This is a genomic window from Exiguobacterium sp. s50 (assembly GCF_018618175.1).
Lineage (GTDB): Bacteria > Bacillota > Bacilli > Exiguobacteriales > Exiguobacteriaceae > Exiguobacterium > Exiguobacterium chiriqhucha.
This window is the reverse complement of sequence record NZ_JACSLP010000013.1, coordinates 19,977-43,674: the sequence shown is the minus strand read 5'-3', so window position 1 is coordinate 43,674 and position 23,698 is coordinate 19,977. Positions and strand designations below refer to the sequence as shown.

General features: G+C 50.5%; 24 protein-coding genes. 23 read left to right on the top strand and 1 reads right to left on the bottom strand.

The genetic code is table 11. The annotated features are described in order from the left end of the window. Positions 1-156 precede the first annotated feature (156 nt). The 9 genes from KNP68_RS14190 (at position 157) to rsmI (ending at position 6,666) form a co-directional block, all read left to right on the top strand. The gene (locus KNP68_RS14190) at positions 157-1,578 is read left to right on the top strand and encodes an aminotransferase class I/II-fold pyridoxal phosphate-dependent enzyme (protein WP_236355765.1); all 1,422 of its coding nucleotides are present in this window, start codon (positions 157-159) and stop codon (positions 1,576-1,578) included. 2 nt (positions 1,579-1,580) lie between these two features. After that, positions 1,581-2,219, top strand: a complete 639-nt coding sequence (gene tmk, locus KNP68_RS14185; RefSeq protein ID WP_029594396.1) for a dTMP kinase — start codon at positions 1,581-1,583, stop codon at positions 2,217-2,219. After that, on the top strand, positions 2,219-2,548 hold the full coding sequence (locus KNP68_RS14180) for a cyclic-di-AMP receptor (RefSeq protein WP_029594397.1): 330 nt from the start codon (positions 2,219-2,221) through the stop codon (positions 2,546-2,548). The genes tmk and KNP68_RS14180 overlap by 1 nt, the downstream gene beginning before the upstream one ends. Then, positions 2,548-3,558 (top strand): DNA polymerase III subunit delta', encoded by a 1,011-nt coding sequence (locus KNP68_RS14175; protein ID WP_353048291.1) that lies wholly within the window; start codon positions 2,548-2,550, stop codon positions 3,556-3,558. Before KNP68_RS14180 ends, KNP68_RS14175 begins: the two co-directional genes overlap by 1 nt. A gap of 6 nt (positions 3,559-3,564) precedes the next feature. Continuing rightward, positions 3,565-4,395 carry a PSP1 domain-containing protein gene (locus KNP68_RS14170; RefSeq protein WP_021065761.1) on the top strand — a complete coding sequence of 277 codons (831 nt, stop codon included), beginning with the start codon at positions 3,565-3,567 and terminating at the stop codon, positions 4,393-4,395. A gap of 23 nt (positions 4,396-4,418) precedes the next feature. Beyond that, on the top strand, positions 4,419-4,754 hold the full coding sequence (gene yabA, locus KNP68_RS14165) for a DNA replication initiation control protein YabA (RefSeq protein WP_029594398.1): 336 nt from the start codon (positions 4,419-4,421) through the stop codon (positions 4,752-4,754). Between the two features lie 65 nt (positions 4,755-4,819). Next, on the top strand, positions 4,820-5,554 hold the full coding sequence (locus KNP68_RS14160; protein WP_021065759.1) for a tRNA1(Val) (adenine(37)-N6)-methyltransferase: 735 nt from the start codon (positions 4,820-4,822) through the stop codon (positions 5,552-5,554). Further along, complete coding sequence (locus KNP68_RS14155; RefSeq protein WP_021065758.1) at positions 5,547-5,825, top strand: GIY-YIG nuclease family protein; 279 nt, start codon at positions 5,547-5,549, stop codon at positions 5,823-5,825. Before KNP68_RS14160 ends, KNP68_RS14155 begins: the two co-directional genes overlap by 8 nt. Further along, positions 5,797-6,666: a 16S rRNA (cytidine(1402)-2'-O)-methyltransferase gene (gene rsmI / locus KNP68_RS14150; protein WP_021065757.1), complete on the top strand. Its 870-nt coding sequence runs from the start codon at positions 5,797-5,799 to the stop codon at positions 6,664-6,666. The genes KNP68_RS14155 and rsmI overlap by 29 nt, the downstream gene beginning before the upstream one ends. Positions 6,667-6,682: 16 nt before the next feature. On the opposite strand, the gene KNP68_RS14145 is transcribed toward rsmI, so the two are convergent. Continuing rightward, positions 6,683-6,976 carry a transition state genes transcriptional regulator AbrB gene (locus KNP68_RS14145; protein WP_012727742.1) on the bottom strand — a complete coding sequence of 98 codons (294 nt, stop codon included), beginning with the start codon at positions 6,974-6,976 and terminating at the stop codon, positions 6,683-6,685. A 329-nt stretch (positions 6,977-7,305) separates the two neighbouring features. Between KNP68_RS14145 and metG the strand changes: the two genes are divergently transcribed. From metG to KNP68_RS14075, 14 genes are all read left to right on the top strand, one after another. Continuing rightward, positions 7,306-9,267, top strand: a complete 1,962-nt coding sequence (gene metG / locus KNP68_RS14140; RefSeq protein ID WP_214756926.1) for a methionine--tRNA ligase — start codon at positions 7,306-7,308, stop codon at positions 9,265-9,267. A 53-nt stretch (positions 9,268-9,320) separates the two neighbouring features. After that, positions 9,321-10,088 carry a TatD family hydrolase gene (locus KNP68_RS14135; protein WP_029594400.1) on the top strand — a complete coding sequence of 256 codons (768 nt, stop codon included), beginning with the start codon at positions 9,321-9,323 and terminating at the stop codon, positions 10,086-10,088. A 14-nt stretch (positions 10,089-10,102) separates the two neighbouring features. Then, positions 10,103-11,398, top strand: coding sequence for a ubiquitin-like domain-containing protein (locus tag KNP68_RS14130; protein WP_371819386.1), 1,296 nt, complete (start codon positions 10,103-10,105; stop codon positions 11,396-11,398). Further along, complete coding sequence (rnmV, locus tag KNP68_RS14125) at positions 11,391-11,951, top strand: ribonuclease M5 (RefSeq protein ID WP_214799962.1); 561 nt, start codon at positions 11,391-11,393, stop codon at positions 11,949-11,951. The genes KNP68_RS14130 and rnmV overlap by 8 nt, the downstream gene beginning before the upstream one ends. Continuing rightward, on the top strand, positions 11,948-12,826 hold the full coding sequence (gene rsmA, locus KNP68_RS14120; protein WP_214799960.1) for a 16S rRNA (adenine(1518)-N(6)/adenine(1519)-N(6))-dimethyltransferase RsmA: 879 nt from the start codon (positions 11,948-11,950) through the stop codon (positions 12,824-12,826). Before rnmV ends, rsmA begins: the two co-directional genes overlap by 4 nt. An 82-nt stretch (positions 12,827-12,908) precedes the next feature. Next, positions 12,909-13,145 (top strand): Veg family protein, encoded by a 237-nt coding sequence (locus KNP68_RS14115; protein WP_021065751.1) that lies wholly within the window; start codon positions 12,909-12,911, stop codon positions 13,143-13,145. A 100-nt stretch (positions 13,146-13,245) separates the two neighbouring features. Next, positions 13,246-14,109, top strand: a complete 864-nt coding sequence (gene ispE, locus KNP68_RS14110) for a 4-(cytidine 5'-diphospho)-2-C-methyl-D-erythritol kinase (protein ID WP_034796941.1) — start codon at positions 13,246-13,248, stop codon at positions 14,107-14,109. 73 nt (positions 14,110-14,182) lie between these two features. Continuing rightward, a complete protein-coding gene (gene purR / locus KNP68_RS14105; protein ID WP_021065749.1) occupies positions 14,183-15,007 on the top strand; it encodes a pur operon repressor in 825 nt (274 codons plus the stop codon). Positions 15,008-15,142: 135 nt separating this feature from the next. After that, positions 15,143-15,442, top strand: coding sequence for a septation regulator SpoVG (spoVG, locus tag KNP68_RS14100; protein ID WP_021065748.1), 300 nt, complete (start codon positions 15,143-15,145; stop codon positions 15,440-15,442). A gap of 184 nt (positions 15,443-15,626) precedes the next feature. Beyond that, positions 15,627-16,982, top strand: a complete 1,356-nt coding sequence (gene glmU / locus KNP68_RS14095) for a bifunctional UDP-N-acetylglucosamine diphosphorylase/glucosamine-1-phosphate N-acetyltransferase GlmU (protein ID WP_021065747.1) — start codon at positions 15,627-15,629, stop codon at positions 16,980-16,982. Positions 16,983-17,027: 45 nt separating this feature from the next. Next, entirely contained in the window at positions 17,028-17,984 is a 957-nt protein-coding gene (locus tag KNP68_RS14090; protein ID WP_029594403.1) for a ribose-phosphate diphosphokinase, read from the top strand. 55 nt (positions 17,985-18,039) lie between these two features. Then, positions 18,040-18,597: an aminoacyl-tRNA hydrolase gene (gene pth, locus KNP68_RS14085; RefSeq protein ID WP_029594404.1), complete on the top strand. Its 558-nt coding sequence runs from the start codon at positions 18,040-18,042 to the stop codon at positions 18,595-18,597. 45 nt (positions 18,598-18,642) lie between these two features. Then, the gene (mfd, locus tag KNP68_RS14080; RefSeq protein WP_021065744.1) at positions 18,643-22,167 is read left to right on the top strand and encodes a transcription-repair coupling factor; all 3,525 of its coding nucleotides are present in this window, start codon (positions 18,643-18,645) and stop codon (positions 22,165-22,167) included. After that, positions 22,151-23,698, top strand: coding sequence for a polysaccharide biosynthesis protein (locus KNP68_RS14075; RefSeq protein ID WP_029594405.1), 1,548 nt, complete (start codon positions 22,151-22,153; stop codon positions 23,696-23,698). Before mfd ends, KNP68_RS14075 begins: the two co-directional genes overlap by 17 nt.

Sequence of the window (23,698 nt, the reverse complement as noted above, 5' to 3'; positions counted from 1 at the left end):
CACGGAAGTTAAGCGCTTCAGCGCCGAAAGTAGTTGGGGGTCTCCCCCTGTGAGGATAGGACGTTGCCAGGCCAACGCGAAAGACGATCAAGCATCCGCTTGATCGTCTCTTTTTGTATATAAGTCGCATCTATTTCGGATAGGAAGGTTGCCTATATGACTCGAAAACCTAAACATAATCCTTTCACATTTATGGAAACATTGGAGCAACATGTACGCGAAGATCGTGTCTCTTTTCATGTACCTGGTCATCACAATGGAACAGTAAGAGATGAGAAACTTCCGACTGTATTCCAAAAAATAATGCCATACGATTTAACAGAACTCGGACACTTGGATGATTTACACCATGCTGAAGGTATTATTCTAGAAGGAGAGAGGGCACTAGGCTCTCTTTATCAAAGTAAAAGTAAATGGTTAGTGAATGGGTCAACGGCGGGAAACTGGAGTCTGTTGGCAGCAACTGTGAAACGGGGAGAACGAGTATATGTACAACGTAATTCCCACAAATCCGTGTGGAACGCCATTGAGTGGCTCGGTTTAGAACCCATTTTACTCACTCCTGAATTAGATAGGGGGAGCAGTTTACCGACTGTCGTCGCATTAGAAACAATTCAAGATGCTGTCACGCAGTACCCAGGTGGGAAGGCCCTCCTACTGACATCTCCTACTTATTACGGAGATATGGCAAACATCCCGGAGATCAGTGCTTATTTGCGTCCGTTGCATATTCCTCTCTTAGTTGATGAAGCACATGGCGCTCATTTGATTCATCCTACATTTCCAAAGCGATCCGCTATTTTCGAAGGAGCTAGCGCCGTTGTCCAGTCTGCTCATAAAACCCTTCCAGCGCTCACGATGGGTGCTTGGGTCCACTATAAGGAAGAGATTAATGAGAAACGTTTATTTCATGCACTCTCTTCTTTTCAAACGTCTAGTCCGTCTTATTTGATTATGGCTTCACTCGATTACGCTAGAGAGTATCTCGAAAATTTGAGTGAACGAGATTGGACACATATTCAAAAAAGTCATTTCGCATTCATCATGGAAATGAGACGAGCTGGCTTTTCAATCAAAGTGGGCGATGATTTTACCAAAATGACCGTGCTGACATATCCGAAAAATGGTCTCATCTTTAGTCAACATTTGGCGTCAATCGGTATTGATACGGAACTAGCTGCAGAAGATCATGTGTTATTCTGCCTGCCGTTAAGGGAATTAAAAAGCCAAGAGATTCAACATTGGGTAAAACTGATTAAAAATGCATCACAACATGTCCCGCTCATTGTCGAAGATGAAACAATCTATCCTTACCCGATGACAGAACGTGTTTCGGTGTTGCATGCTATTTCAGATGATGCAGATATCATTCGCAAATCATTTGAACAAGCAATAGGAGCCGTCGCTGCAGAAACTGTTATCCCTTATCCACCAGGAATTCCGTGGATACTAAGAGGAGAAGTCATCACACACGAGAAAATTAGAGTATTGAATGAATGGATTTCACTAGGACGGAACCTGCAAGCGAGTAGGCATGTTATGATGAAACAAATTGATGTTATCGTAGAGGAGTTTTAATCGTGAAAGGTATGTTTATTACTGTAGAAGGTCCCGACGGTTCGGGGAAAACCACGCAGTTGCAATTGTTAGTTCGTTCATTGACTGAAAAAGGATACGAAGTAGTCGTCACTCGAGAACCAGGAGGGACCAAAGTCGGAAACAGTATTCGAGAGGTCTTATTATCACCAGAACATGATGAAATGACCCCACGCGTCGAGATGATGCTGTATGCCGCGTCCCGTGCCCAAAACATCGATCAAGTGATTCGACCTGCTCTTAAACGAGGGGCGATTGTTGTGTGTGATCGATTTGTCGATGCCTCGATTGCCTATCAAGGATATGGACTCCAATATGATTTGAATCAAATTCTATCACTGAACGAGTGGGCAACGGCCGGGATTAAACCCGATTTGACTTTCCTCTTTGATTTGACCCCTGATCAAGCGAGTCGTCGCATGAAAGATCGAGGTCAATTAGACCGTATCGAGAGCCGAGATGAGTCTTTCCATCAACGCGTATACGATGGGTTCAAAAAAATATTAGAACAACATCCGGATCGGATGGTTCGTATCGATGCGAACGCTACAATTGAAATGATTCAAGATGAAGTGTTAGACATTACGTTAGAACGATTAAATGAAAGAGGAGTGACGCAATGATGAAGATGGTAATCGCGATTGTACATGATAAGGACAGTGCTCGGTTGTCAGATGCTTTAATCGAAGAGGACTTCCGCGCAACAAAATTAGCCACAACGGGAGGCTTTTTGAAAGAAGGTAACACAACGTTCATGATTGGTGTACCAAAAGAACGGTTAGATGATTTGCTCGCGCTAATCAAATCGAATTGCTCGAGCCGAGATCAAATGATCACGCCGATTTCACCGATGGGCGGTCACGCTGATTCATATATTCCGTATCCGGTAGAAGTACAAGTTGGCGGAGCGACTGTGTTCGTCTTGCCGATTGAAGGATTCCATCAGTTTTAATGGGAACGGTCACGAATATGAGCTTTCAAGAGTTAGCGAAATCTCAAACGGTTATCGCCAAAGTGATTGAAAATTCGATTGTCGCTCAAAAGGTGGGTCACGCCTATATTTTCTCAGGAGATTATGAACCTTATTTAATTGAGACGGCGCAACTGTTTGCAAAATCCCTTTTTTGCGAGTCGCCTGACGGAGTAGAGCCGTGTGGCAGTTGTCGAAACTGTAGACGGATGGATTCGGGGAACCTCGTCGACTATATGGAAGTGGAACCGGATGGGGCCAGTATCAAAAAAGAACAAGTTCAACAATTGTTGAGCGACTTGTCGCTACGTGGAGCAGAAGGGGACCGTCAAATATATGTCATTCATCAAGCGCATAAAATGACACCTCAGGCGGCCAACAGTCTCTTAAAATTTTTCGAAGAACCGGGCGTTGGGAAACTGGCCATCTTGGTCACGACCCAGCCGCAACTCTTATTACCAACCATTCGCTCGCGGGCTCAGCATTTAGTGTTTCGACCGATTGATCGAGAACGGCTTGTGGAAACGTTGGTCGCAGACGTGCAATGTACGAGCGATTTAGCACGTCTTGCTTTAGAGACATATCCGAAATTCGAAGACGCCCGTGAGGCGCTTCACAACGACTGGTTTGTACAGGCGTATGGGCTAGTGGTACAATTAGTTGAAGTGTTGACAAAACGCCCGCAAGAATTGCTTTTATTCGCCCAAGAAAAATGGCTCGGTCATTTTAAAGGGCGGAATGAATTGCGAGTCGGTCTCGAGCTGTTCGGAAATTGGTTGGAGCAAGCGCTCCACTTCAAAGTGCGAACAGACTATGTTCCGGAGTTGTTTACGAAAGAACAAGCGCTATATACCGCGTTTGTAAAAGATCGTCCGGTTTATAAAATCGTCCATGCTATTGAATCTGTCCATGAGGCGATTCGACGGCTTGAGGCAAACGTCAATCCTCAATTAACGTTCGAACGGTTAACGTTCGATTTGCAGAAAGGATAGGAGAGCGTGCTTGAAGTAGTCGGAGTCCGTTTTAAAGAAGCGGGAAAAATCTATTACTTTTCACCAGGCGAAGCAACGCTTGAACGTGGAGACCATGTCATCGTAGAGACGGTACGAGGCATCGAATACGGTGAAGTCGTCCAAGTTGGTAAGCAACTGGGTGAAGACGAAGTAGTATTGCCGTTAAAGACAATCCTTCGTGTCGCCGATCAAAAAGATGCCGAAATCGTTCAAGACAATCGATTGGCAGCATTTGACGCTCACGCCGTCTGTGAAGAAAAAATTCGTGAACATCGACTTGAAATGAAGTTAGTAGATGTTGAGTATACATTTGATCGTAATAAAGTCATCTTTTATTTCACGGCAGAAGGGCGCGTTGATTTTCGGGAACTCGTCAAAGATTTAGCAAGTGTGTTTCGCACCCGAATCGAACTCCGTCAAATTGGAGTTCGGGACGAAGCGAAACTGCTGAGCGGAATCGGGCCTTGTGGTCGTGTGTTGTGCTGCTCCTCGTTTTTAGGGGAATTTGAGCCGGTATCGATTAAGATGGCCAAGGATCAGAACTTATCCTTGAATCCGAATAAAATCTCCGGTGTGTGTGGTCGTCTCATGTGCTGTCTGAAATACGAGAATGATACGTATGAAGAATTGAAGCGGGATTTACCAGACGTCGGAAAACGAATCAAAATTCCAGAAGGTGACGGACGTGTCATCGGTCTCAATATCTTGGATCAATTGATTCAAGTCGAGTTGAATGATCGGACCCGTGTTGTGACGTATACAATCGACGAGCTCGTCGAGGTCGGTGCAGTCAAACGAAAACCGTCGAAACAGTGATGGGGTGCTGAGCAGTGGAAAGAATGGATAAAAAGGAAGTCATGATGCGGGTCGATGCGATCGAGCAACAAATGCAATTGTTGACGGAGCATTTAGGGGTGCTCAAAGAGCAACTCGCCTATTTGCTCGAAGAAAACCAACACATGTATCTCGAAAACCATCATTTGCGTGAAAAAGTGGAGCAACTTGCAGAAGTCGAGACGCCTGATGGGAATCCCCAAATTGCGTTGTCCGGAAAAGGACAGAACAATCTGGCGGCGCTATACCAAGAAGGATTTCACATTTGTAATTTGCATTATGGACAAGTTAGAAAAGACGGAGACTGTCTCTTCTGCATGTCGATGCTAAATAAACATTAATAAGGGGCGATAGACGGGGGTATTCCCGTCCGTCGCCTTTGTACGTTATGTAGGAGGGAAATGGCGTGACTGTTAAACAAGGTGAACGTCTTGATGATTTGTTAGGGCGTCCCGGCAAGATCATTCAAAGTGATGACGTTTTTTCATTTTCATTGGATGCCGTATTACTCGCCGAATTTGTATGGGTGCCGATTCAAAAAGGGAAGCTCGTCGATTTGTGCGCCGGCACGGGGGCGATTCCGCTCTTTTTATCATATCGAACGAAAGGGACGGTCACGGGTGTTGAAATCCAGCCTCGCCTCGTCGACATGGCCAATCGCAGCATTGCCATCAATGAGTTGGACGAGAGGCTCCACATCGTTGAAGGGGACGTGAAAACCGCTGCCAGTCGATTAGGACATGCCCGTTACGATGTTGTCACGTGCAATCCCCCTTATTTTTTGGCGAACGAGACATCGTTACGCAATCAAAATGAACATCATACGATTGCACGCCATGAAGTCCTTTGCACTCTAGAAGATTGTATTCGTTCAGCCAGTCAACTCGTCAAACCGGGTGGGAAAGTGGCCTTCGTCCATCGTCCAGAACGATTACTCGACATTCTGACGCTCATGCGGGCGTATCGGATTGAACCAAAGCGAATGCAACTCGTTTATCCGAAGCAAGGTCGAGACGCGAACACATTGTTAATAGAGGGGTCGAAAGATGGAAAAGCAGGGCTCACAATCTTACCTCCGTTTATCGTTTATGAGGAAGATGACACGTATACGAGCGACATGCGGGCAATCCTCGATGCGTAAGCACTTTGCCTATATTCTCGAGTGCAACGATGGCACGTACTATACCGGATATACGACGGATGTGGATAAGCGGATGGAAGTGCATAACAACGGAAAAGGTGCGAAATATACACGGGCTCGTCTCCCGGTGACGTTGCGATATGTCAGGTCGTTTGCGACCAAACGCGAAGCCATGCAGTACGAATGGTCCATCAAACAACTCACGCGGGCTCAAAAACAGCAATTGATGGAGGGAACGAGTAATGAACTCACAGAAAAGTTACCAGACTGATGGGCCCACGCTCTATGTTGTGCCGACGCCGATTGGAAATTTAGAAGACATGACGTATCGGGCGGTTCGAATTTTAGGAGAAGTCGATTTGATTGCGGCTGAAGACACGCGCCAAACGATGAAACTCTGTCGCCATTTCGGCATTGAGACGAAACTGGTCAGCTACCATGAGCATAATAAGCACGTGAGTGGCCCTCGCTTAATCGAAGATATCGAGGCGGGCAAGTCGGTCGCCGTGGTCTCAGACGCTGGCATGCCGGGTATCTCAGACCCTGGGAGTGACCTCGTGAGGTTGGCCATTCAAGCGAGGCTCCCCGTCGTCGTACTCCCTGGAGCGAACGCAGCATTGACGGCTCTTGTCGCCTCTGGTCTTGCGACCGAGCGGTTTTTGTATTATGGATTCTTGCCCCGTAAAAAGAAAGAGCGCCTCGATGTGTTGTCATCCTTACAATATGAACCGGGCACTATCATTTTTTATGAAGCGCCACATCGGTTAAAAGAGATGCTGACCGGGATTCAAGACGTGTTCGGCAACCGGCAACTCGTTCTCGGACGAGAGTTGACGAAAACGTTTGAAGAGTTTTTACGAGGGACGGTAGAAGAAGCGTTGGTCTGGTGCGAAGGCGAAGTACGCGGCGAATTCGTCGTCATGGTGGAAGGATCGACGGAAGCGGCACCGACACACGATTGGTGGGAGGCACTATCGCCCCTCGAGCACGTCGACCGTTACATTGAAGATGGCTTAAAACCGAACGCTGCCATTAAACAAGCCGCTAAAGAGCGGGGTCTGTCACGGAGTGAAGTGTATGACGCGTATCATCAAGTCGACAAAAAAGAGTAAGCAAGGAATCCCTTGCTTACTCTTCGCTATAGTAATTTTCGAGCATGTTTTTCAACTCGACGAGAACGCGTTGTGCGCCTTCTGGTGAAAGGATCAATTTACCGTCAGCCAACTTGAAGTTGTCATCCGATACTTCGCCCGTCACTTGGCAAGTCATGTTCGGTTTGTATTTTTTCAACACGATTTGATCGTTGTCGACGTAGATTTCAAGTGCATCTTTCTCAGCGATCCCGAGTGTGCGGCGCAATTCGATTGGAATGACGACACGACCGAGTTCATCAACTTTCCGTACGATACCTGTAGATTTCATTTTGTGTTTCCTCCTCCAATGGTGTCGAAATCTCTTGGTGACATGAGTCGTCAAAATTCGACAATGTTACTACAGCAAAAAGCATACTAAACTTTCCAATTGTAGTCAACTGCTTACTATTGGAAATCTACATTTTCGAAAAATGACAATGTAGGAGCGATATATACCTAAAATTCCCCGAAAGTTAGGACCTGAAACAAAGAAAGGGTTTTTTTGGAACATATTTTATGAGATAACAACAAAAAAATTCCAAACAATTGGTTTGGAAATTCTTTTGTCGAACCGTGTATAATGGAAATTGCAAATGTCGAAAGGATGGAGAACATACAATGGCGAAGCCTACTTTTTATATTACGACTCCGATTTACTATCCGAGTGCCAAACTACACATCGGTCACGCTTATACGACGGTGGCCGGCGATGCGATCGCGCGCTATAAGCGTTTGAAAGGTTTTGACGTTCGTTATTTGACTGGGACGGATGAACACGGTCAAAAAATTCAAGAAAAAGCGAAAGAAGCCGGTGTGACACCGCAAGCGTTCGTGGATGAAGTTGTCAAAGACATCAAAGTGTTATGGGACCGTCTCGAAATCTCATATGATGACTACATCCGTACAACAGACGCACGCCACAAAGCTGTCGTCGAGCATGTGTTCGAGACGCTTCTTAAAAATGATGATATTTATCTCGGAGAGTATGAAGGTTGGTACTCGATTCCTGATGAGACGTATTATACGGAGTCTCAGCTCATCGACGGGAAGAGCCCGGACAGCGGCCACCCAGTCGAACTCGTACGCGAAGAGTGTTACTTCTTCCGTCTCAGCAAGTATGCGGATCGTTTGATCGAGTACTTCGAGTCGCACCCTGACTTCATCTTGCCAGAATCGCGCAAAACGGAGATGATCAACAACTTCTTGAAGCCGGGTCTTCAAGACTTGGCTGTCTCACGGACGACGTTTGACTGGGGTGTACAAGTCCCATCGAACCCGAAGCATGTCGTATACGTATGGGTCGATGCCCTTACGAACTATATCTCTGCCCTCGGCTACGGATCGGACAACGACGAGTTGTTCAACCGCTATTGGCCAGCCGACGTCCATTTGGTCGGAAAAGAGATCGTCCGGTTCCATACAATCATTTGGCCAGCGTTGCTCATGGCGCTTGACCTCCCGTTACCGAAACAAGTTTTCGCACATGGTTGGTTGCTCATGAAAGACGGCAAAATGTCGAAATCAAAAGGCAACGTGGTCGACCCGATTCCACTGATCGACCGATACGGACTCGACTCGCTCCGCTACTATCTTCTTCGTGAAGTTCCATTCGGGGCAGACGGCACGTTCACACCGGAAGCATTCGTTGATCGCTTGAACTTTGATCTTGCGAACGACCTCGGGAACCTGCTCAACCGGACCGTGGCCATGATTAAGAAGTATTTTGATGGTGAAATTCCTGCTTATGCGGGCAATGTAACGGAATTCGATGCCTCATTGCTTCAAGTCGTCAACGAGACGAAAGCGAAGACGGAAGCGGCTATGGAACACATGGAGTTTTCGGTAGCGCTCACAAGCATTTGGCAACTCGTCAGCCGTGCCAACAAATACATTGATGAGACGCAACCGTGGGTTCTCGCGAAGGACGAAACGAAGCATGACGAACTGGCGTCGGTGATGACTCACCTCGCCGGCGTCCTCCGTCACGTCGCGGTGATGATTCAGCCGTTCATGACACGGGCGCCGAAAGAGATGTTCCGTCAGCTCGGTCTCGAAGGAAAAGATATGTCATGGGAAGCGCTCGATACGTTCGCAGCCTTCGATGGAGCCGTCGTCACAGACGGGACACCGATTTTCCCGCGTCGTGACGTCAAAGAAGAAGTCGATGCGATTCAAGAAATGATGCGTCAAGCGTCGCAAGCTCGTGTCGAAGAAGCCGAAGCGGAAGCGGGCGACGTCGAAGATGAGGACGTGCGTCCGGAAATCACGATTGACGTCTTTGACCAAGTCGAGTTCCGCGTCGGCCAAATCGTCGAAGCCGATAAAATCAAGAAGGCGAAGAAGTTGTTGAAACTTCAAGTCGATCTTGGCGGGGAGACGCGTCAAATCGTCTCGGGTATCGCGGAATGGTATACGCCGGAAGACTTGGTTGGCAAGAAAGTCATCGTTGTCGCCAACTTGAAGCCGGTCAAACTGCGTGGCGAATTGTCACAAGGGATGATTTTAGCGGCTGATAAAGACGGCAAGCTTGAACTTGCGACCGTATCTGAGAATATGCCGAACGGGGCCATCGTCAAATAATCGTTTGGGGGAGACTTCGGTCTCCCTCTTTGTCTATACAAGGAGGAACTATCATGTTGATTGATACACACACACATATCAATGCAGAACAGTTCAATGAAGACGTCGAAGCGACGATTGAACGAGCTCGTGCTGCGGGCGTTTCCCCGATGCTCGTCGTCGGGTTCGACAATCCGACCATCACGCGTGCCATCGAGCTCGCGGAAACGTATGAAGACATTTACGCGATCGTCGGCTGGCACCCGGTCGACGCCGTCGATTGCACGGAGGCCGACTTGGCAAGAATCGAGACGTTGATGGATCATCCGAAAGTGATGGCGCTCGGGGAGATCGGGCTCGACTATCATTGGGACAAATCACCTAAAGATGTTCAACAGCGCGTGTTCCGGCAACAAATCGCCATCGCGAAACGGACGAATATGCCGATCGTGATTCACAATCGGGAAGCGACCGCCGACGTGCTCGATATTTTAGAGGAAGAACACGCCGAAGAGGTCGGGGGTGTGTTCCATAGTTACAGCATGTCCGTCGAACTGTTGGAGCGCTGTCTGCGTTTGAACTTCTATATTTCTCTTGGGGGACCGGTGACGTTCAAGAATGCGAAAGTACCGAAAGCGGTGGCACAACAAGTCCCGCTCGATCGACTCCTCGTAGAGACAGACTGTCCGTATTTAACGCCGACGCCGTTCCGTGGCAAGCGGAACGAACCGGCTTACGTCACGTATGTCGCCGAAGAGATTGCATCGCTACGTGACATGTCTTACGACGCACTTGCTGAGGCGACGACCGCTAATGCGAAGCGCCTGTTCCGTCTCCCATGATGTTCAGACGGATCGTGTTAAGCGTCGGCGTCGTGGCCACCGCTGTGTTCGCCTATATGGCGATGCAACCAGAACCTGTCACCATCATCGATGACGGAGTGACGATGGTGCATGAGAGTCGGGGCGAATCGGTGTTAGATGTGCTTGAAGAGACGGGGATTGTCGTTGACGAGTCAGACGTCGTGACGCCGGCTTTGAGTGCGGATATTCCGCTCGACCGAGTTATTCAGATTGAGCGGGCCCGCACCGTCTCGCTACAAATTGGTTACGGACAAATCGAAACGATTGAGACGCGTGAACGAACTGTCGAAGACGTGTTGCTTCGTTATGGAGTGAGTGTCCGTGACGGGGACGATGTCTACCCGGGCGTCCGTACCCCGATTACATCGGGTATGACCATCCGGTATCAGCCTGTCGTCGCCCTCGATGTCATTGTCGGCGATGAGGCGAAGATGGTTCATACGATGGCTCAAACTGTCGAGCAGGCGCTACAGGAGGCGAATGTGACGGTTTCTGACAAGGATACTGTCGAACCGGCTCTGGCGACACCAGTGCGAGACGGGATGACAATCACGGTCAATGTGAGTCGAGACGTCGTGCAGTATGAGAATCGACTCATCCCATTTGAAATCGTCAGAGAAGAGGACGACACGCTTGCGCTCGGAGAAACCGAGGTTGTTCAAGTCGGTGTCCCTGGACTCGAACGGACGCGGTATGCACTGACAGTGGAAAATGGTACAATTACAAATCGGACCGAAACGAGCGTGGAAACGCTGCGAACCGTACGCCCTCAAATCATAAAACTTGGAACGAAGGTCGTAGTTGAACCAGAAACGAACCAAGAGACCGAGCAAGAACAAGAGGAGACGGCAACGACCGAACCGTCGAGCCCGTTTCGAGAGGAAGCAGAGATTAAAATCGAAGAGACGCCTCGAGCCGAGGACGTCTTAGATTTCACCTCTGCGAAACAGCTTCTCGTCGAGGCGACGGCGTATACGAACAATGCGGAAGATACGATCACGTTTGACGGCAGGGTACTGACGCGCAGCGGTTATGATGTGACGGACACGATTCTGTATGAAGGCATGCGAATCATTGCAGTCGATCCAGCCATCATCCCGCTCGGCACACGCGTGTACGTTGAAGGGTTTGGGATGGCGATTGCCTTAGATACAGGCAGTGCCATCAAAGGCAATAAAATCGATGTGATGATGGATTCGAAAGATGAGGCAGTGACGTTTGGGCGTCAGCCACTCACGATTTGGGTCATCCCCAAGCAAGAAGAGAAAGAAGGAACTGATGATGCGTGAAAAGATACAAGAAGTGATTGTCGTCGAAGGTCGAGACGACACGACGCGGCTACAAGAAGTGTATGACGTCGATACGATTGAGACGAACGGGTCGGCCGTTTCGAAGCAAACAATCGAGCGAATCAAACGTGCCCAAGAGACACGGGGCGTGATTATTTTGACGGACCCGGATTATCCGGGTGACCGAATCCGGGCCATCGTCGAGGAGCAAGTCAAAGGGTGCAAGCATGCCTATCTCCCTCGAGCCGAAGCGAAAGACAAGCGCGGTAAAATCGGGGTCGAGCATGCTTCTCCCGCGACGATTCGCCGTGTGCTCGAAGCGTTGTATGAACAGCGGGTTGAGATGGACATGCCGCTCGTCACCCGTCAGATGGTGCTCGAAGCCGATTTGATTGGCGGACCAGACGCGGCGCGGCGGCGCAAACGACTCGGGGTGTTACTTCGCATTGGTGAACCGAACGCGAAACAGTTTGTGAAACGTGTGGAAGCGTTACGGGTCACGATTGAAGAATGGGAACGAGCACTGGCTCAGTTAGAGGAGGAAAATCATTGAAAGACATCGCCACAATTCAACGCACGAAATCAATTCTAGAACGTCACGGCTTCTCGTTTAAAAAGTCGCTTGGGCAGAACTTTTTAATCGATTTAAATATTTTGAATAAAATCGTGGACGCCGCGGAGCTGGGAGAGGCGAGCGGGGTGCTCGAAATCGGTCCCGGTATCGGGTCATTGACGGAACAGTCTGCCAAGCGGGCTAAAAAGGTCGTCGCCCTCGAAATCGACCAACGTCTGCTTCCGATTTTGGAAGACACGATGTCTCCTTATCCACACGTGCATGTCATCCACGGCGATGCGCTCGAGCTCGATATTCAATCCATCGTCGAGCGTGAGTTTTTCAGTCAAGGTATCGAAGACATCTCGGTCGTGGCGAACTTGCCGTATTACGTGACGACGCCAATCATCATGCGTTTACTGGAAAGCCAAATCAAGTTCCGCTCACTCGTCATGATGATTCAAAAAGAAGTTGCCGAGCGGATCGGAGCGAAGCCTGGGACGAAAGCATACGGCTCTCTTTCGATTGCAATTCAGTATTACGCAGAGGCGAACGTGAGCTTTATCGTCCCGAAAAGTGTGTTCATGCCGGCGCCGAACGTCGATTCAGCGGTCATCACGTTGAAGATGCGCCCCAAACCGACGGTCGACGTGAAGGATGAAGCCTTCTTCTTTGAGATTGCCCGTGCCAGTTTCGCGCAACGTCGGAAAACGATTTTGAATAACTTGACGAATCACCTGGGCAAAGATAAAAAAATGGAAATCGAACGTCTCTTAGGTGAGGCTGAAATCGATCCAAAACGGCGAGGCGAAACGCTTTCGCTTGAAGAGTTTGCCCGGTTAGCGGACACAATTTTACCACTTAAAAACAGTTGACGACCGGATAGCGAATCGATATAATATTAATCTTTATTTTCATTTCTGAATGTGTTATACTTGTAACAGTGAGGTGAAGCGTATGCCAAAGACGTTGCAAGAAATCAGACAGAAACTCGAATCGCATGTTGGAGAACGATTGACGTTGAAAGCAAACGGCGGTCGTAAGAAAGTCGTTACTCGGTTTGGAACGCTCGTTGAGACGTATCCCGCGGTGTTCGTCGTCAAATTGGATGAAGACCATCATAACGTGGAACGTGTCTCATATAGCTACGCTGATGTCCTAACGGATACAGTTAAAATTGAATTCAGCAATTGAACGATAAATGAGAGGCGGATGCATTGGCAGCTGCTTCTTTTTTTGTGCGCTCGTTTACGGTACAATGGCGAACAGGAGATACATGGGAAGGGTGAACGATATGCGCACGATCAGTGTGAAAGCGCCGGCAAAAATCAATTTGACGCTTGACGTCCTTGGAAAGCGGGCAGATGGCTATCATGAAGTAGAAATGGTAATGACGACAGTGGATTTATCGGATCGACTGGAATTGACCGTCCTTGATACAGACGAGATTCGGATTCAATCTGAACATGCCTATGTGCCGAATGACCACCGGAACTTGGCGTATCGTGCAGCCGAGTTGTTGCGGAAGCGATTTGGCATCAAGCAAGGTGTCGAAATCGTATTGGATAAGCAGATTCCGGTCGCGGCAGGGCTTGCTGGCGGATCGAGTGACGCTGCTGCGACGCTTCGAGGTATGAACGACCTGTTCGATCTCGGCCTGTCGTTAGAAGAGTTGGCCGAACTTGGGGCCGCCGTCGGATCGGACGTATCGTTTTGTGTCATGGGGGGAACAGCCATCGCGCGCGGACGCGGTGAACAGTTAGAGACAATCCCGTCACCGCCACCGTGTTACGTCGTCTTGGCGAAACCGAAAATCGGGGTATCGACGGCCGACGTCTATCGCGCGGTAGAGATGGAGAAGATTGTGCATCCAAACACCGAGGCTATGGTCACGGCGATTCGTGATCGTGATTTTGACGGCATCTGTTCAAACTTAGGCAATGCCCTCGAGGCGGTCACGCTCGAACTTCATCCGGAAGTTCGCCAAATCAAAGAAACGATGCTCCACTGCGGAGCGGATGGGGTGCTCATGAGTGGAAGTGGTCCGACCGTATTCGCACTAATTGAGCATGAACAAAAAGCACATCGTGTCTATAACGGGCTGAAAGGATTTTGTCCTGAAGTGTTCGTCGTTCGGATTCTCGGCAAAAAACATTGAACAAAGACGAATGAGAATGATATATTCTGTTTAGAACATTCGTCTATTATTGAAGAAGTGAAGGGGAATCCGTATGAAAATTCGTAGAAGTGGTCGTCTCGTTGATATGACCCGTTATTTGCTGGACCATCCGCACCAGCTCGTCTCGTTATCGATGTTTTCGAGCCGTTATAAAGCAGCCAAGTCATCCATCAGTGAAGATTTGGTCATTGTCAGTGAAATGTTGGCCCACGATGGCACGGGTAAACTGGTCACGGTGCCAGGAGCGGCCGGTGGCGTCATGTTCATCCCAGGGTGGAGCAAAGACAAGTCGCTCTCGATGATCGACGGGCTATGTGAACAGTTGTCGAAGCCAGAACGGTTGCTCCCAGGAGGCTATCTCTATTTGACAGACGTCCTCGGTAACCCGCGTCAAGTGAAGCCGATGGGCCAAGTCTTCGCCTCGGTGTTCGCTGATCGGAAAGTCGATGTCGTCATGACGATTGCGACGAAAGGGATTCCGCTCGCCTACGCTGTAGCCGAGCAACTCGGGGTACCGTTTGTCATCGTTCGGTCCGATAGTCGTGTCACCGAAGGTTCGACCGTGAGTATCAACTACGTCTCCGGTTCGTCGAAGGCGATTCGCACGATGGCGCTCGCGCGTCGCAGTTTGCCACGTGGCGCGAACGTGCTGTTGATTGACGATTTCATGAAAGCTGGCGGAACGATTCGCGGAATGATGAGTCTCTTGAACGAGTTCGAAGCGAACCTTGCCGGTGTCGGCGTACTTATGGAAGCAGAAGGCGCCGAGAAGAAAATGGTGAGCGAATACGTCAGTTTAATGAAATTGACGAACGTCGACTCGGATGAAGGTCTCGTTACGATTTCGCGTGGAAACGTCGAACAGTTCTTAAAGTGATTGGCAAAAAATTGATTTCGTTTTATGATGAAAGGGTATAAGATTCGTACGAAGTCAATCGGTTCGCTTGGAATCATCTCAGCCTTTTAGAAAGTACACCACGGTCCAGACAACGATGAAAAGGGGATGCGAAACATGCAGATCACAGACGTAAAAATTCGCAAAGTCGCGACGGAAGGTAGAATGAAGGCACTGGCCTCCATTACACTCGACCACGAATTTGTGGTACACGACCTTCGAATCATTGAAGGGAGTACCGGTCTGTTCGTAGCGATGCCGAGCAAGCGGACGCCAGAAGGGATTTTCCGTGACATTGCTCACCCGATTAATGGAGATATGCGTCAGAAAGTCGAGGCTGCCGTTTTAGAGGCGTACGGTCAAGAGGACGTCGCCATCGCCGAGACGCAAGCCCAATATAATGCCATGAACGAGTAATATTTGACAGCGGATGGGGATCCTTCCGCTGCCTTTTTACGTTTCATTGGTTACGAATAGGTACAACGGTTGAAACCGCGTCATGGTTTCGATATAGTAGATACGGTGTAAATAAGGTTTGAATGTATAAAAAACCGAACATTTGAGTACATTACAGTCGATATGAGATAGGAGCGAATCAAGAATGGATCGTTTTGCAGTCATTTTGGCAGCAGGTAAAGGGACGCGCATGAAGTCGAAGCTTTATAAAGTACTTCATCCGGTCCTTGGAAAACCGATGGTCGAACACGTCGTCGATCAACTCGACAAAATCGGGGTCAGTCGTCAAATCGTCATCGTCGGCCATGGGGCTGAAGCGGTACAAGAGACGTTGGGCTCACGCGTGGAGTATGCGGTCCAAGAACAACAGCTCGGTACGGGCCATGCGGTACAGATGGCAGAAGCTGAACTCGCAGGCAAACCTGGCGCGACGCTCGTCGTTTGCGGCGATACACCGCTATTGACAGCGGAAACGCTCGAGGCGTTGTTGGCCCATCACGAGGCGCAACAGGCAAAAGTGACCGTGTTGACTGCGATTGCTGATGATGCGACTGGATATGGCCGCGTCATCCGCGGTGAAGACGGAAATGTCACAAAAGTCGTCGAGCATAAAGATGCGTCTGACACTGAACTAGAGATCCGTGAAATCAACACCGGAACGTACGTGTTCGATAACGAGCTCTTGTTTGATGCATTGAAGCAAGTCGGGAACAACAACGCTCAAGGCGAGTACTACTTGCCGGACGTCATCTCGATTGCGAAAGAAGCAGGCGAAGTCGTGGCAGCACACACGGCGCCGACATTCGATGAAACGATTGGCGTCAACGATCGTGTCGCTCTCTCACAAGCTGAAGCGGTCATGCGCAAGCGGACGAACGAACGCCTCATGCGTGAAGGTGTCACATTCATGGATGCAGCTTCGACATACATCTCACCAGATGCCGTCATCGGTTCGGATACGATCATCTATCCAGGGACGGTCATTCTCGGGAAAACGATTATCGGTTCAGAGTGCGTGATTGGTCCAAATTCAGATATCCGCAATAGCGTCATCGAAGACGGTGCGACGGTTCGTCAATCGGTCGTAAGTGACAGCCGTGTCGGAACTGAAGCACAGGTCGGGCCGTTCGCCCATCTTCGTCAACAAGCAGTCCTCGGCGCGAATACGCGCGTCGGTAACTTCGTGGAAATCAAAAAATCAACGTTCGGAGACGGTGCGAAAGCATCACATCTCAGCTATATCGGAGATGCTTCGATCGGGGAACGCGTCAACCTCGGCTGTGGCTCGATCACGGTCAACTATGACGGCAAGAACAAGTTCGAAACGGTCGTCGAAGCCGATGCATTCGTCGGCTGCAATGTGAACTTGATCGCTCCGGTGAAAGTCGGAAAAGGCTCAATCGTAGCAGCCGGTTCGACGATCACGGATGACGTTCCTGAAGAGGCGCTTGCGATCGCACGCGAACGCCAAACGAATAAAGAAGGTTACACGAAACGATAAGTTGCTGCCTATTATTATGGAAAACGATGGAGGAGAATCCTAAACATGTCTACTGTATATGAACGTGAAATTCGCCTATTTAGCTTAAACTCAAACCGCCCACTCGCCGAAGAGATTGCCAAGGAAATTGGTATCCCGCTCAGCGATTGCCAAGTGAAGCGGTTTAGCGACGGAGAACTTTACATCAACATCGAGGAGAGCGTGCGAGGCGATGATGTGTACATCATTCAATCGACGAGCTCACCGGTGAACGAGACGCTCATGGAGTTACTCGTCATGATCGATGCGTTGAAACGGGCATCGGTTCGGACGATTAATGTGGTTATGCCGTACTATGGCTACGCCCGCCAAGACCGCAAGGCGCGCTCGCGTGAGCCGATTACAGCGAAACTTGTCGCTGATTTATTGACGGTTGCAGGTGCCACACGTTTAATCACGATGGACTTGCATGCTGCTCAAATCCAAGGTTTCTTCAATATCCCAGTAGACCAATTGTTAGGTGTTCCACTCATCTCGACGTATTTTGAGACAGAAGAATTCAAAGCGAAAGACATTGTTGTCGTCTCACCGGACCACGGTGGCGTCACACGTGCCCGTAAGCTTGCAGAGCGCTTGAAGGCTCCAATCGCCATCATCGACAAGCGTCGCCCTGAAGCGAACGTGGCCGAAGTCATGAACATCGTTGGCAGCGTCGAAGGCAAGACGGCCATCTTGATTGATGACATCATTGATACAGCTGGAACGATCACGCTTGCGGCTGACGCGATTGTTCAGGCGGGAGCAAAAGAAGTATACGCTTCATGTACGCACCCGGTGTTATCTGGACCGGCGATGGAACGGATCGACAACTCGTCAATCAAAGAACTTGTTGTCTTGAACACGATCGACTTAGAAGGTCGCGAATGTTCAAGCAAAATCAAGCAGATGTCGGTTGCCCGTTTGCTTGGAGAAGCGATCATGCGTGTCCACGAGCACAAATCGGTGAGCACACTGTTCGATTAAAAAAACGAGGCCCGAAGGCGTTCGCCTTTGGGCTTTTTTGTTCAGGAGGAATAAGATGAAATGTATCGTCGGCCTCGGGAATCCAGGCAAAAAGTATGAGATGACCCGTCACAACGTCGGATTTTTGGCGATTGATCGCCTTGCCGACAAGCATGGGATCAAACTCGATGAAGCCAAGTTTAAAGCATTGATTGGAACGGGAAGAATCAAGGGAGAACGTGTCGTCCTCGTCAAACCGCTCACGTATATGAATTTATCAGGCGAGTCGGTCCGTCCGATTTTAGATTATTATAAGATTGAGATTGACGACTTGCTCGTCATTTATGATGACTTGGACATGGTGCCAGGAAAGCTGCGGTTCCGTCCGAAAGGCAGTGCCGGCGGACATAACGGCATCAAGTCGTTGATTCAGCATTTAGGCACACAAGACTTTAAACGTCTGAAACTGGGGATTGGCCGTCCGCCGCATCCGATTAAAGTGGTCGATTGGGTGCTTATGAACTACCGTAAAGAAGACATGCCAGAATTAAATGATACGCTCGATCAAGCTGTGTCCGCCGCAACCGATTTTGTGGATACTGAATGGATTGCGCTCATGAATCGATATAACTAAAGGGTCAACGTACCCTTTTTTGTCGTATGAGGTGGAGGAAAACAAATGAATGCTCTAGAGAAATTCATGGTGACGTTACCTGAGACGAACGTGATTCGGGAGCGGTTGCCAAAAGTCGATCGACAACTCGTCACCGGATTGACGACAAGTGCCAAGGCGCTTGTATTGGCGGGTTTGGCGAAAAATTCGCCAAGACGTCTCGTCGTCGTCACGCATAACATGTATCAAGCACAAAAAATGTACGATCAACTCGAGTCGCTCATCGGTCCGAGCAAAACGTTGCTTTATCCGATTGATGAGACGCTCGCTGGCGAACTATCCCTCACATCGAGCCCAGAATTGCTTGCCGCTCGGATTGAGGCTCGGACACGTCTCCTTGACGAAACGGGAGGCGTCCTTGTCGTGCCGCTCGGTGGCTTACGCCGTTATATCCCGAACCCGTCAGACTGGCAAACGAGTCATCATCACATCAAACCTGGACAAGAGCTCGATTTAAAGCCGTTCGCCGAGACGCTCATCACGCTCGGTTATGAACGGACGGCCACCGTGACCGCACCGGGTGAATTCTCCGTCCGCGGTAGTATTTTAGACGTCTATCCGCTCACGGCAGCGCGCCCGTATCGCATCGATTTGTTCGACACCGAAGTCGATTCCATCTTTACGTTTGATGCCGAGACGCAGCGTTCGCTAGGTGTCGTCGGCGAAGCGGTCATTCCACCCGCCACTGAGTTCATCGCCTCACGCGACCAGTTGCAGCAGGCCGGACAAGCACTCGAACGTCAATATGAGCGGACGCTTTCGCTCATTGAGACCGAGACGATTCGGCAAGCGCTTGAGGACGGAATCGCCCGGGACATCGAACAGTTCGGTCGAGGCGAGGTTCCTGAAAAAGTTGGGAAGTACACACCGCTCCTGTATAGCTCGACGCTCCTCGATTATGTTGGGGCGGAAGCGGTGTTGATGTTAGATGAAGTGGCACGGATTGAAGATGCTGCCGACGTGCAAGACCGCGAAGAAGCGGAATGGTTCTCGTCGCTCATCGAACGAGGGGAGTCGGTCAGCAACTACACGCTCGCCGTCCCGATGCATAAAGTATTCCGTACGTTGAAGCAAGTCGCGTTCTCCTTGTTGCCGTCACGACGGTCCGGAATTCCGGAGACGAACACGGTCCACCTCAGCTGTCGCCCGCTCCCGGCGTTTCATGGCCAGATGCACTTATTGAAACAAGAAGTCGAACGGTGGCAACAAGGTGACCATCGCATCGTCTTCTTGGCAGGCGATCAAACACGGGCCGATAAAGTAGTGGAGTTGCTTGACGATTATGGAATCTCATCCACGTTCACAAATGTGGACGGTGAGCTGTTGCCGCGTCACGTCCATGTTATGATCGGCCAAATCGAAGGCGGCTTTGAACTCTCGACGAGCCGTCTCGTCGTCGTTTCCGAAGAAGAACTGTTCAAGCGCGTCACGAAGCGGAAACGTCAGACGAAGAATTTGACGAACGCCGAACGGATTAAAAGTTACCAAGAATTGAAGCCGAACGACCATGTCGTCCACATCCATCACGGAATCGGGAAGTACCTAGGCATCAAGACGATTGAAGTCGGCGGCATTCATCAAGACTACTTACATCTCGTCTATGCCGGCGACGATGCGCTGTACGTCCCCGTCGATCAAATCGATCTCGTTCAAAAGTATGTCGGGGCCGAAGGTAAAGAGCCGAAGATTTACAAACTCGGCGGAACCGAGTGGAAGAAGGTCAAATCGAAAGTCGCCAAATCGGTGGAAGACATCGCCGATGAACTGATCAAGCTGTACGCGGCGCGTGAAGCGTCCGTCGGCTATGCGTTCCCAGGTGATGACGAAGAGATGAGCCAGTTCGAAAGCTCGTTCCCGTACGCAGAGACAGAAGACCAAGTCCGCTCCATCGCCGAAATCAAAGCGGACATGGAACGGTCGCGGCCAATGGACCGTCTCCTTTGCGGCGATGTCGGTTACGGCAAGACGGAAGTGGCGATTCGAGCCGCGTTCAAAGCCGTGCTCGCCGGGAAGCAAGTCGCGTTCCTCGTGCCGACGACCGTGCTGGCGCAACAACATTACGAGACGATGCTCGAACGGTTCAGTGAATTTCCAATCAACGTCTCTGTCATGAGCCGCTTCCGCTCGAAAAGCGAGATGGCGGCGACGAAAAAAGGCTTGAAAGAAGGGACGATTGACGTCGTCGTCGGGACGCACCGCGTCTTGTCGAAAGATGTGACGTTCGCCGACCTCGGTCTCGTCATCATTGATGAAGAGCAGCGGTTCGGGGTCAAGCACAAGGAACGGCTCAAGCAGTTGAAGACGAATATCGACGTCTTGACGCTGACGGCGACACCGATTCCGCGGACACTCCACATGTCGATGATCGGCATCCGGGACTTGTCGGTACTCGAGACACCGCCGGAGAACCGCTACCCGGTGCAGACGTATGTCATGGAATACGATGGTATCGTCTTGCGGGAAGCACTTGAGCGCGAACTCGCGCGAGGCGGACAGGCATTCTTCCTCTACAACCGCGTCGAAGGCATCGAGCGGAAGGCAGAAGAGATTCGCGCTTTGTTACCGGAGGCACGCATTGCGACGGCACACGGTCGGATGACCGAGACAGAACTCGAGAGCCAGCTCATCAGTTTCCTAGAAGGGGAAGCGGATGTGCTCGTCTCGACGACGATCATCGAGACCGGCATCGATATCCCGAACGTGAACACACTCATCGTCCACGATGCGGACAAGATGGGGCTGTCACAGCTGTATCAGTTGCGCGGACGTGTCGGGCGTTCCAACCGGATTGCCTACGCCTACTTCACGTATCGGAAAGATAAGCGTTTGACCGAGGTCGCGGAGAGCCGGCTACAGGCCATTAAAGAGTTCACGGAGCTCGGGAGCGGGTTCAAGATTGCGATGCGCGACTTATCGATTCGCGGCGCCGGAAATCTGCTCGGGGCCCAACAGTCCGGGTTCATTGATTCGGTCGGATTCGACTTATACTCACAAATGTTGTCTGAAGCCATCGAGGAACGGAAAGACCGGATGCGCGGACAGGCGAAACAAGTCGTCTTCAAACCGGAAATCGCGTTCCAAGCGGATGCGTATATTCCGGACGACTATTTATCGGACAGCGAATTGAAAATCGAGATGTACAAACGCTTTAAGTATGTCGATACACCAGAAGCGTTGTTCGCCCTCCAGGACGAGTTGATTGAACGGTTCGGCGAATTCCCGGAACCGGTCGCGCTCCTCATCCAACTGACGCGTCTGCGCATCTATGGCGAGATGGCGAAAGTGGCGCGCATCAAACAGTCTCCGGGCCGCATCGAGATGGTATTGTCGCTCGAATCGACGACGGCGCTCGACGTGCCGTCATTCATGGAATGGACGATGCCGCTCGGTCGGAAACTCGGTGTCGGACAAGACAACGGTGCCCTCAAATTGTCGCTCAGTGGCCGCATGCCGGTCGTCGAACTGTTGAACGATGCCGATACGGTGCTTGAGGAGCTCGTGAAGAGGTTGGCGCATGCGGTCGCCAAGTAAGTTTGCGACCGGCGTCGTCTTATTTGCGCTCGCGGGCTATCTTTCAAAGTTCATCAGTTTCGCTTACCGAGTGCCTTACCAAAATATCGCCGGAGACTTCGGGTTGTATGCCTATCAGACGGTGTATCCATTTGCCGCGATCGTCGCTTCGCTCGGCATGTATGCGATGCCGGTCGTGATTGCCAAAATCGGTGTCGGGGCACATGGACCGAGGCGAAAGCTCGAAGTGTTATGGGGCAGTTTTTACGCCTTGCTCGGTTTAGCCGTCATCCTTGTCGTCACGATGTGGATGCTAGCACCTGTCATCGCCCGTCTCCTCGGGGACATGGAACTCGCACCGACGCTGCGGATCATCAGCCTGAGTTATTTACTCATGCCAGCTTTGGCGGTGCTCCGCGGTTCGTTTCAGTCCGTCGATGACTTGCGGCCGAGTGCGATTTCTCAAGTGCTCGAGAACCTCGTTCGCGTCACGGTATTGCTCATCGCCTTGTTGATTGGCGTGCGCTTCGGCCAAGACGCCTATACACTCAGTCGATACGCGTATGGGGCGACGCTCGTCGGAGGTGTCATCGCCATCGTCATCTTGTCATTATGGGCGAAGCAGTTACGGCTCGTACCGGTACAACCCACGACGTTGCGGTCTGTCCTTCGAATCTTACTGACGACGGGGTTTGCCGTCGGTTTCGCCTCGCTCGGGATTTTATGGATGCAACTCGTCGACTCGTTCACGATTGTCAATCTGATGGGCGGGGATTATGCGGCGAAAGTCGGCAAAGGGGTATTTGACCGAGGTTATCCGCTCGTTCAATTCGCGATTCTTTTCACGACGGCGCTCGGAATGGCAAACGTCCCGAACTTGGTGCGGCATTATCGTGCCGGTCGTATCGAAGCGACCTCTTCCGGACTCAGTTCGATGATTCGCGTGACGACAACGGTCGCCGCTGCGGCCACAATCGGCTTGATGGGTGTCATGTTCCCGTTGAATGTCGCGCTATTTGAGAACGCGGCCGGGACGACAGCGCTCGTCTTGCTCTCGACGAGTACGTTCGCCGCGTCGCTTGCCGTGGCGAGCATGACGTGTCTACAGGCGATTGATCGGGAACGCACAGCTGCTGTCGGTATGATTCTCGCCATCGGCGTGAAGCTCGGCAGCAACTTGTGGCTCGTCCCTTACTATGGCATCGCCGGGGCTGCCCTCGGGACCTCGATTGCCTTTTTAGCGATGGCCGCGTTCAATTTCAATCGGCTCGATCAAATCATCCCGCTCGGCATGCTCCGGTTTCGACATTATGGACGTCTCGTCAAAGCGGTGGCGCCGATGGGTGTCATCTTGCTCGGCTTGAACGTCATGGCGCTGGATGGCCTGACGCATCGTCTCGATGCCCTCATCTGGCTCGTCTTCATGCTCGTGCTCGGGGCCGGCATTTATGTCTGGCGGTTATGGAAAGAACAAATTTTGACGATAGAAGAATGGGAAATGATTCCGTTCGGAGGTCGTCTCATCAATCTGCTAGAAAAAAAGGAGAACTGA

What these genes read in the sequence shown, in the direction of transcription:
- KNP68_RS14115 (WP_021065751.1), top strand. Translation starts at nt 12,909, where the DNA reads ATGCCAAAGACGTTGCAAGAAATCAGACAGAAACTCGAATCGCATGTT.
- rnmV (WP_214799962.1), top strand. Translation starts at nt 11,391, where the DNA reads ATGCGTGAAAAGATACAAGAAGTGATTGTCGTCGAAGGTCGAGACGAC.
- KNP68_RS14180 (WP_029594397.1), top strand. Translation starts at nt 2,219, where the DNA reads ATGAAGATGGTAATCGCGATTGTACATGATAAGGACAGTGCTCGGTTG.
- rsmI (WP_021065757.1), top strand. Translation starts at nt 5,797, where the DNA reads ATGAACTCACAGAAAAGTTACCAGACTGATGGGCCCACGCTCTATGTT.
- yabA (WP_029594398.1), top strand. Translation starts at nt 4,419, where the DNA reads ATGGATAAAAAGGAAGTCATGATGCGGGTCGATGCGATCGAGCAACAA.
- mfd (WP_021065744.1), top strand. Translation starts at nt 18,643, where the DNA reads ATGAATGCTCTAGAGAAATTCATGGTGACGTTACCTGAGACGAACGTG.
- KNP68_RS14190 (WP_236355765.1), top strand. Translation starts at nt 157, where the DNA reads ATGACTCGAAAACCTAAACATAATCCTTTCACATTTATGGAAACATTG.
- KNP68_RS14090 (WP_029594403.1), top strand. Translation starts at nt 17,028, where the DNA reads ATGTCTACTGTATATGAACGTGAAATTCGCCTATTTAGCTTAAACTCA.
- KNP68_RS14135 (WP_029594400.1), top strand. Translation starts at nt 9,321, where the DNA reads ATGTTGATTGATACACACACACATATCAATGCAGAACAGTTCAATGAA.
- purR (WP_021065749.1), top strand. Translation starts at nt 14,183, where the DNA reads ATGAAAATTCGTAGAAGTGGTCGTCTCGTTGATATGACCCGTTATTTG.
- ispE (WP_034796941.1), top strand. Translation starts at nt 13,246, where the DNA reads ATGCGCACGATCAGTGTGAAAGCGCCGGCAAAAATCAATTTGACGCTT.
- KNP68_RS14155 (WP_021065758.1), top strand. Translation starts at nt 5,547, where the DNA reads ATGCGTAAGCACTTTGCCTATATTCTCGAGTGCAACGATGGCACGTAC.
- KNP68_RS14145 (WP_012727742.1), bottom strand. Translation starts at nt 6,976, where the DNA reads ATGAAATCTACAGGTATCGTACGGAAAGTTGATGAACTCGGTCGTGTC.
- glmU (WP_021065747.1), top strand. Translation starts at nt 15,627, where the DNA reads ATGGATCGTTTTGCAGTCATTTTGGCAGCAGGTAAAGGGACGCGCATG.
- KNP68_RS14075 (WP_029594405.1), top strand. Translation starts at nt 22,151, where the DNA reads ATGCGGTCGCCAAGTAAGTTTGCGACCGGCGTCGTCTTATTTGCGCTC.
- KNP68_RS14175 (WP_353048291.1), top strand. Translation starts at nt 2,548, where the DNA reads ATGGGAACGGTCACGAATATGAGCTTTCAAGAGTTAGCGAAATCTCAA.
- pth (WP_029594404.1), top strand. Translation starts at nt 18,040, where the DNA reads ATGAAATGTATCGTCGGCCTCGGGAATCCAGGCAAAAAGTATGAGATG.
- spoVG (WP_021065748.1), top strand. Translation starts at nt 15,143, where the DNA reads ATGCAGATCACAGACGTAAAAATTCGCAAAGTCGCGACGGAAGGTAGA.
- metG (WP_214756926.1), top strand. Translation starts at nt 7,306, where the DNA reads ATGGCGAAGCCTACTTTTTATATTACGACTCCGATTTACTATCCGAGT.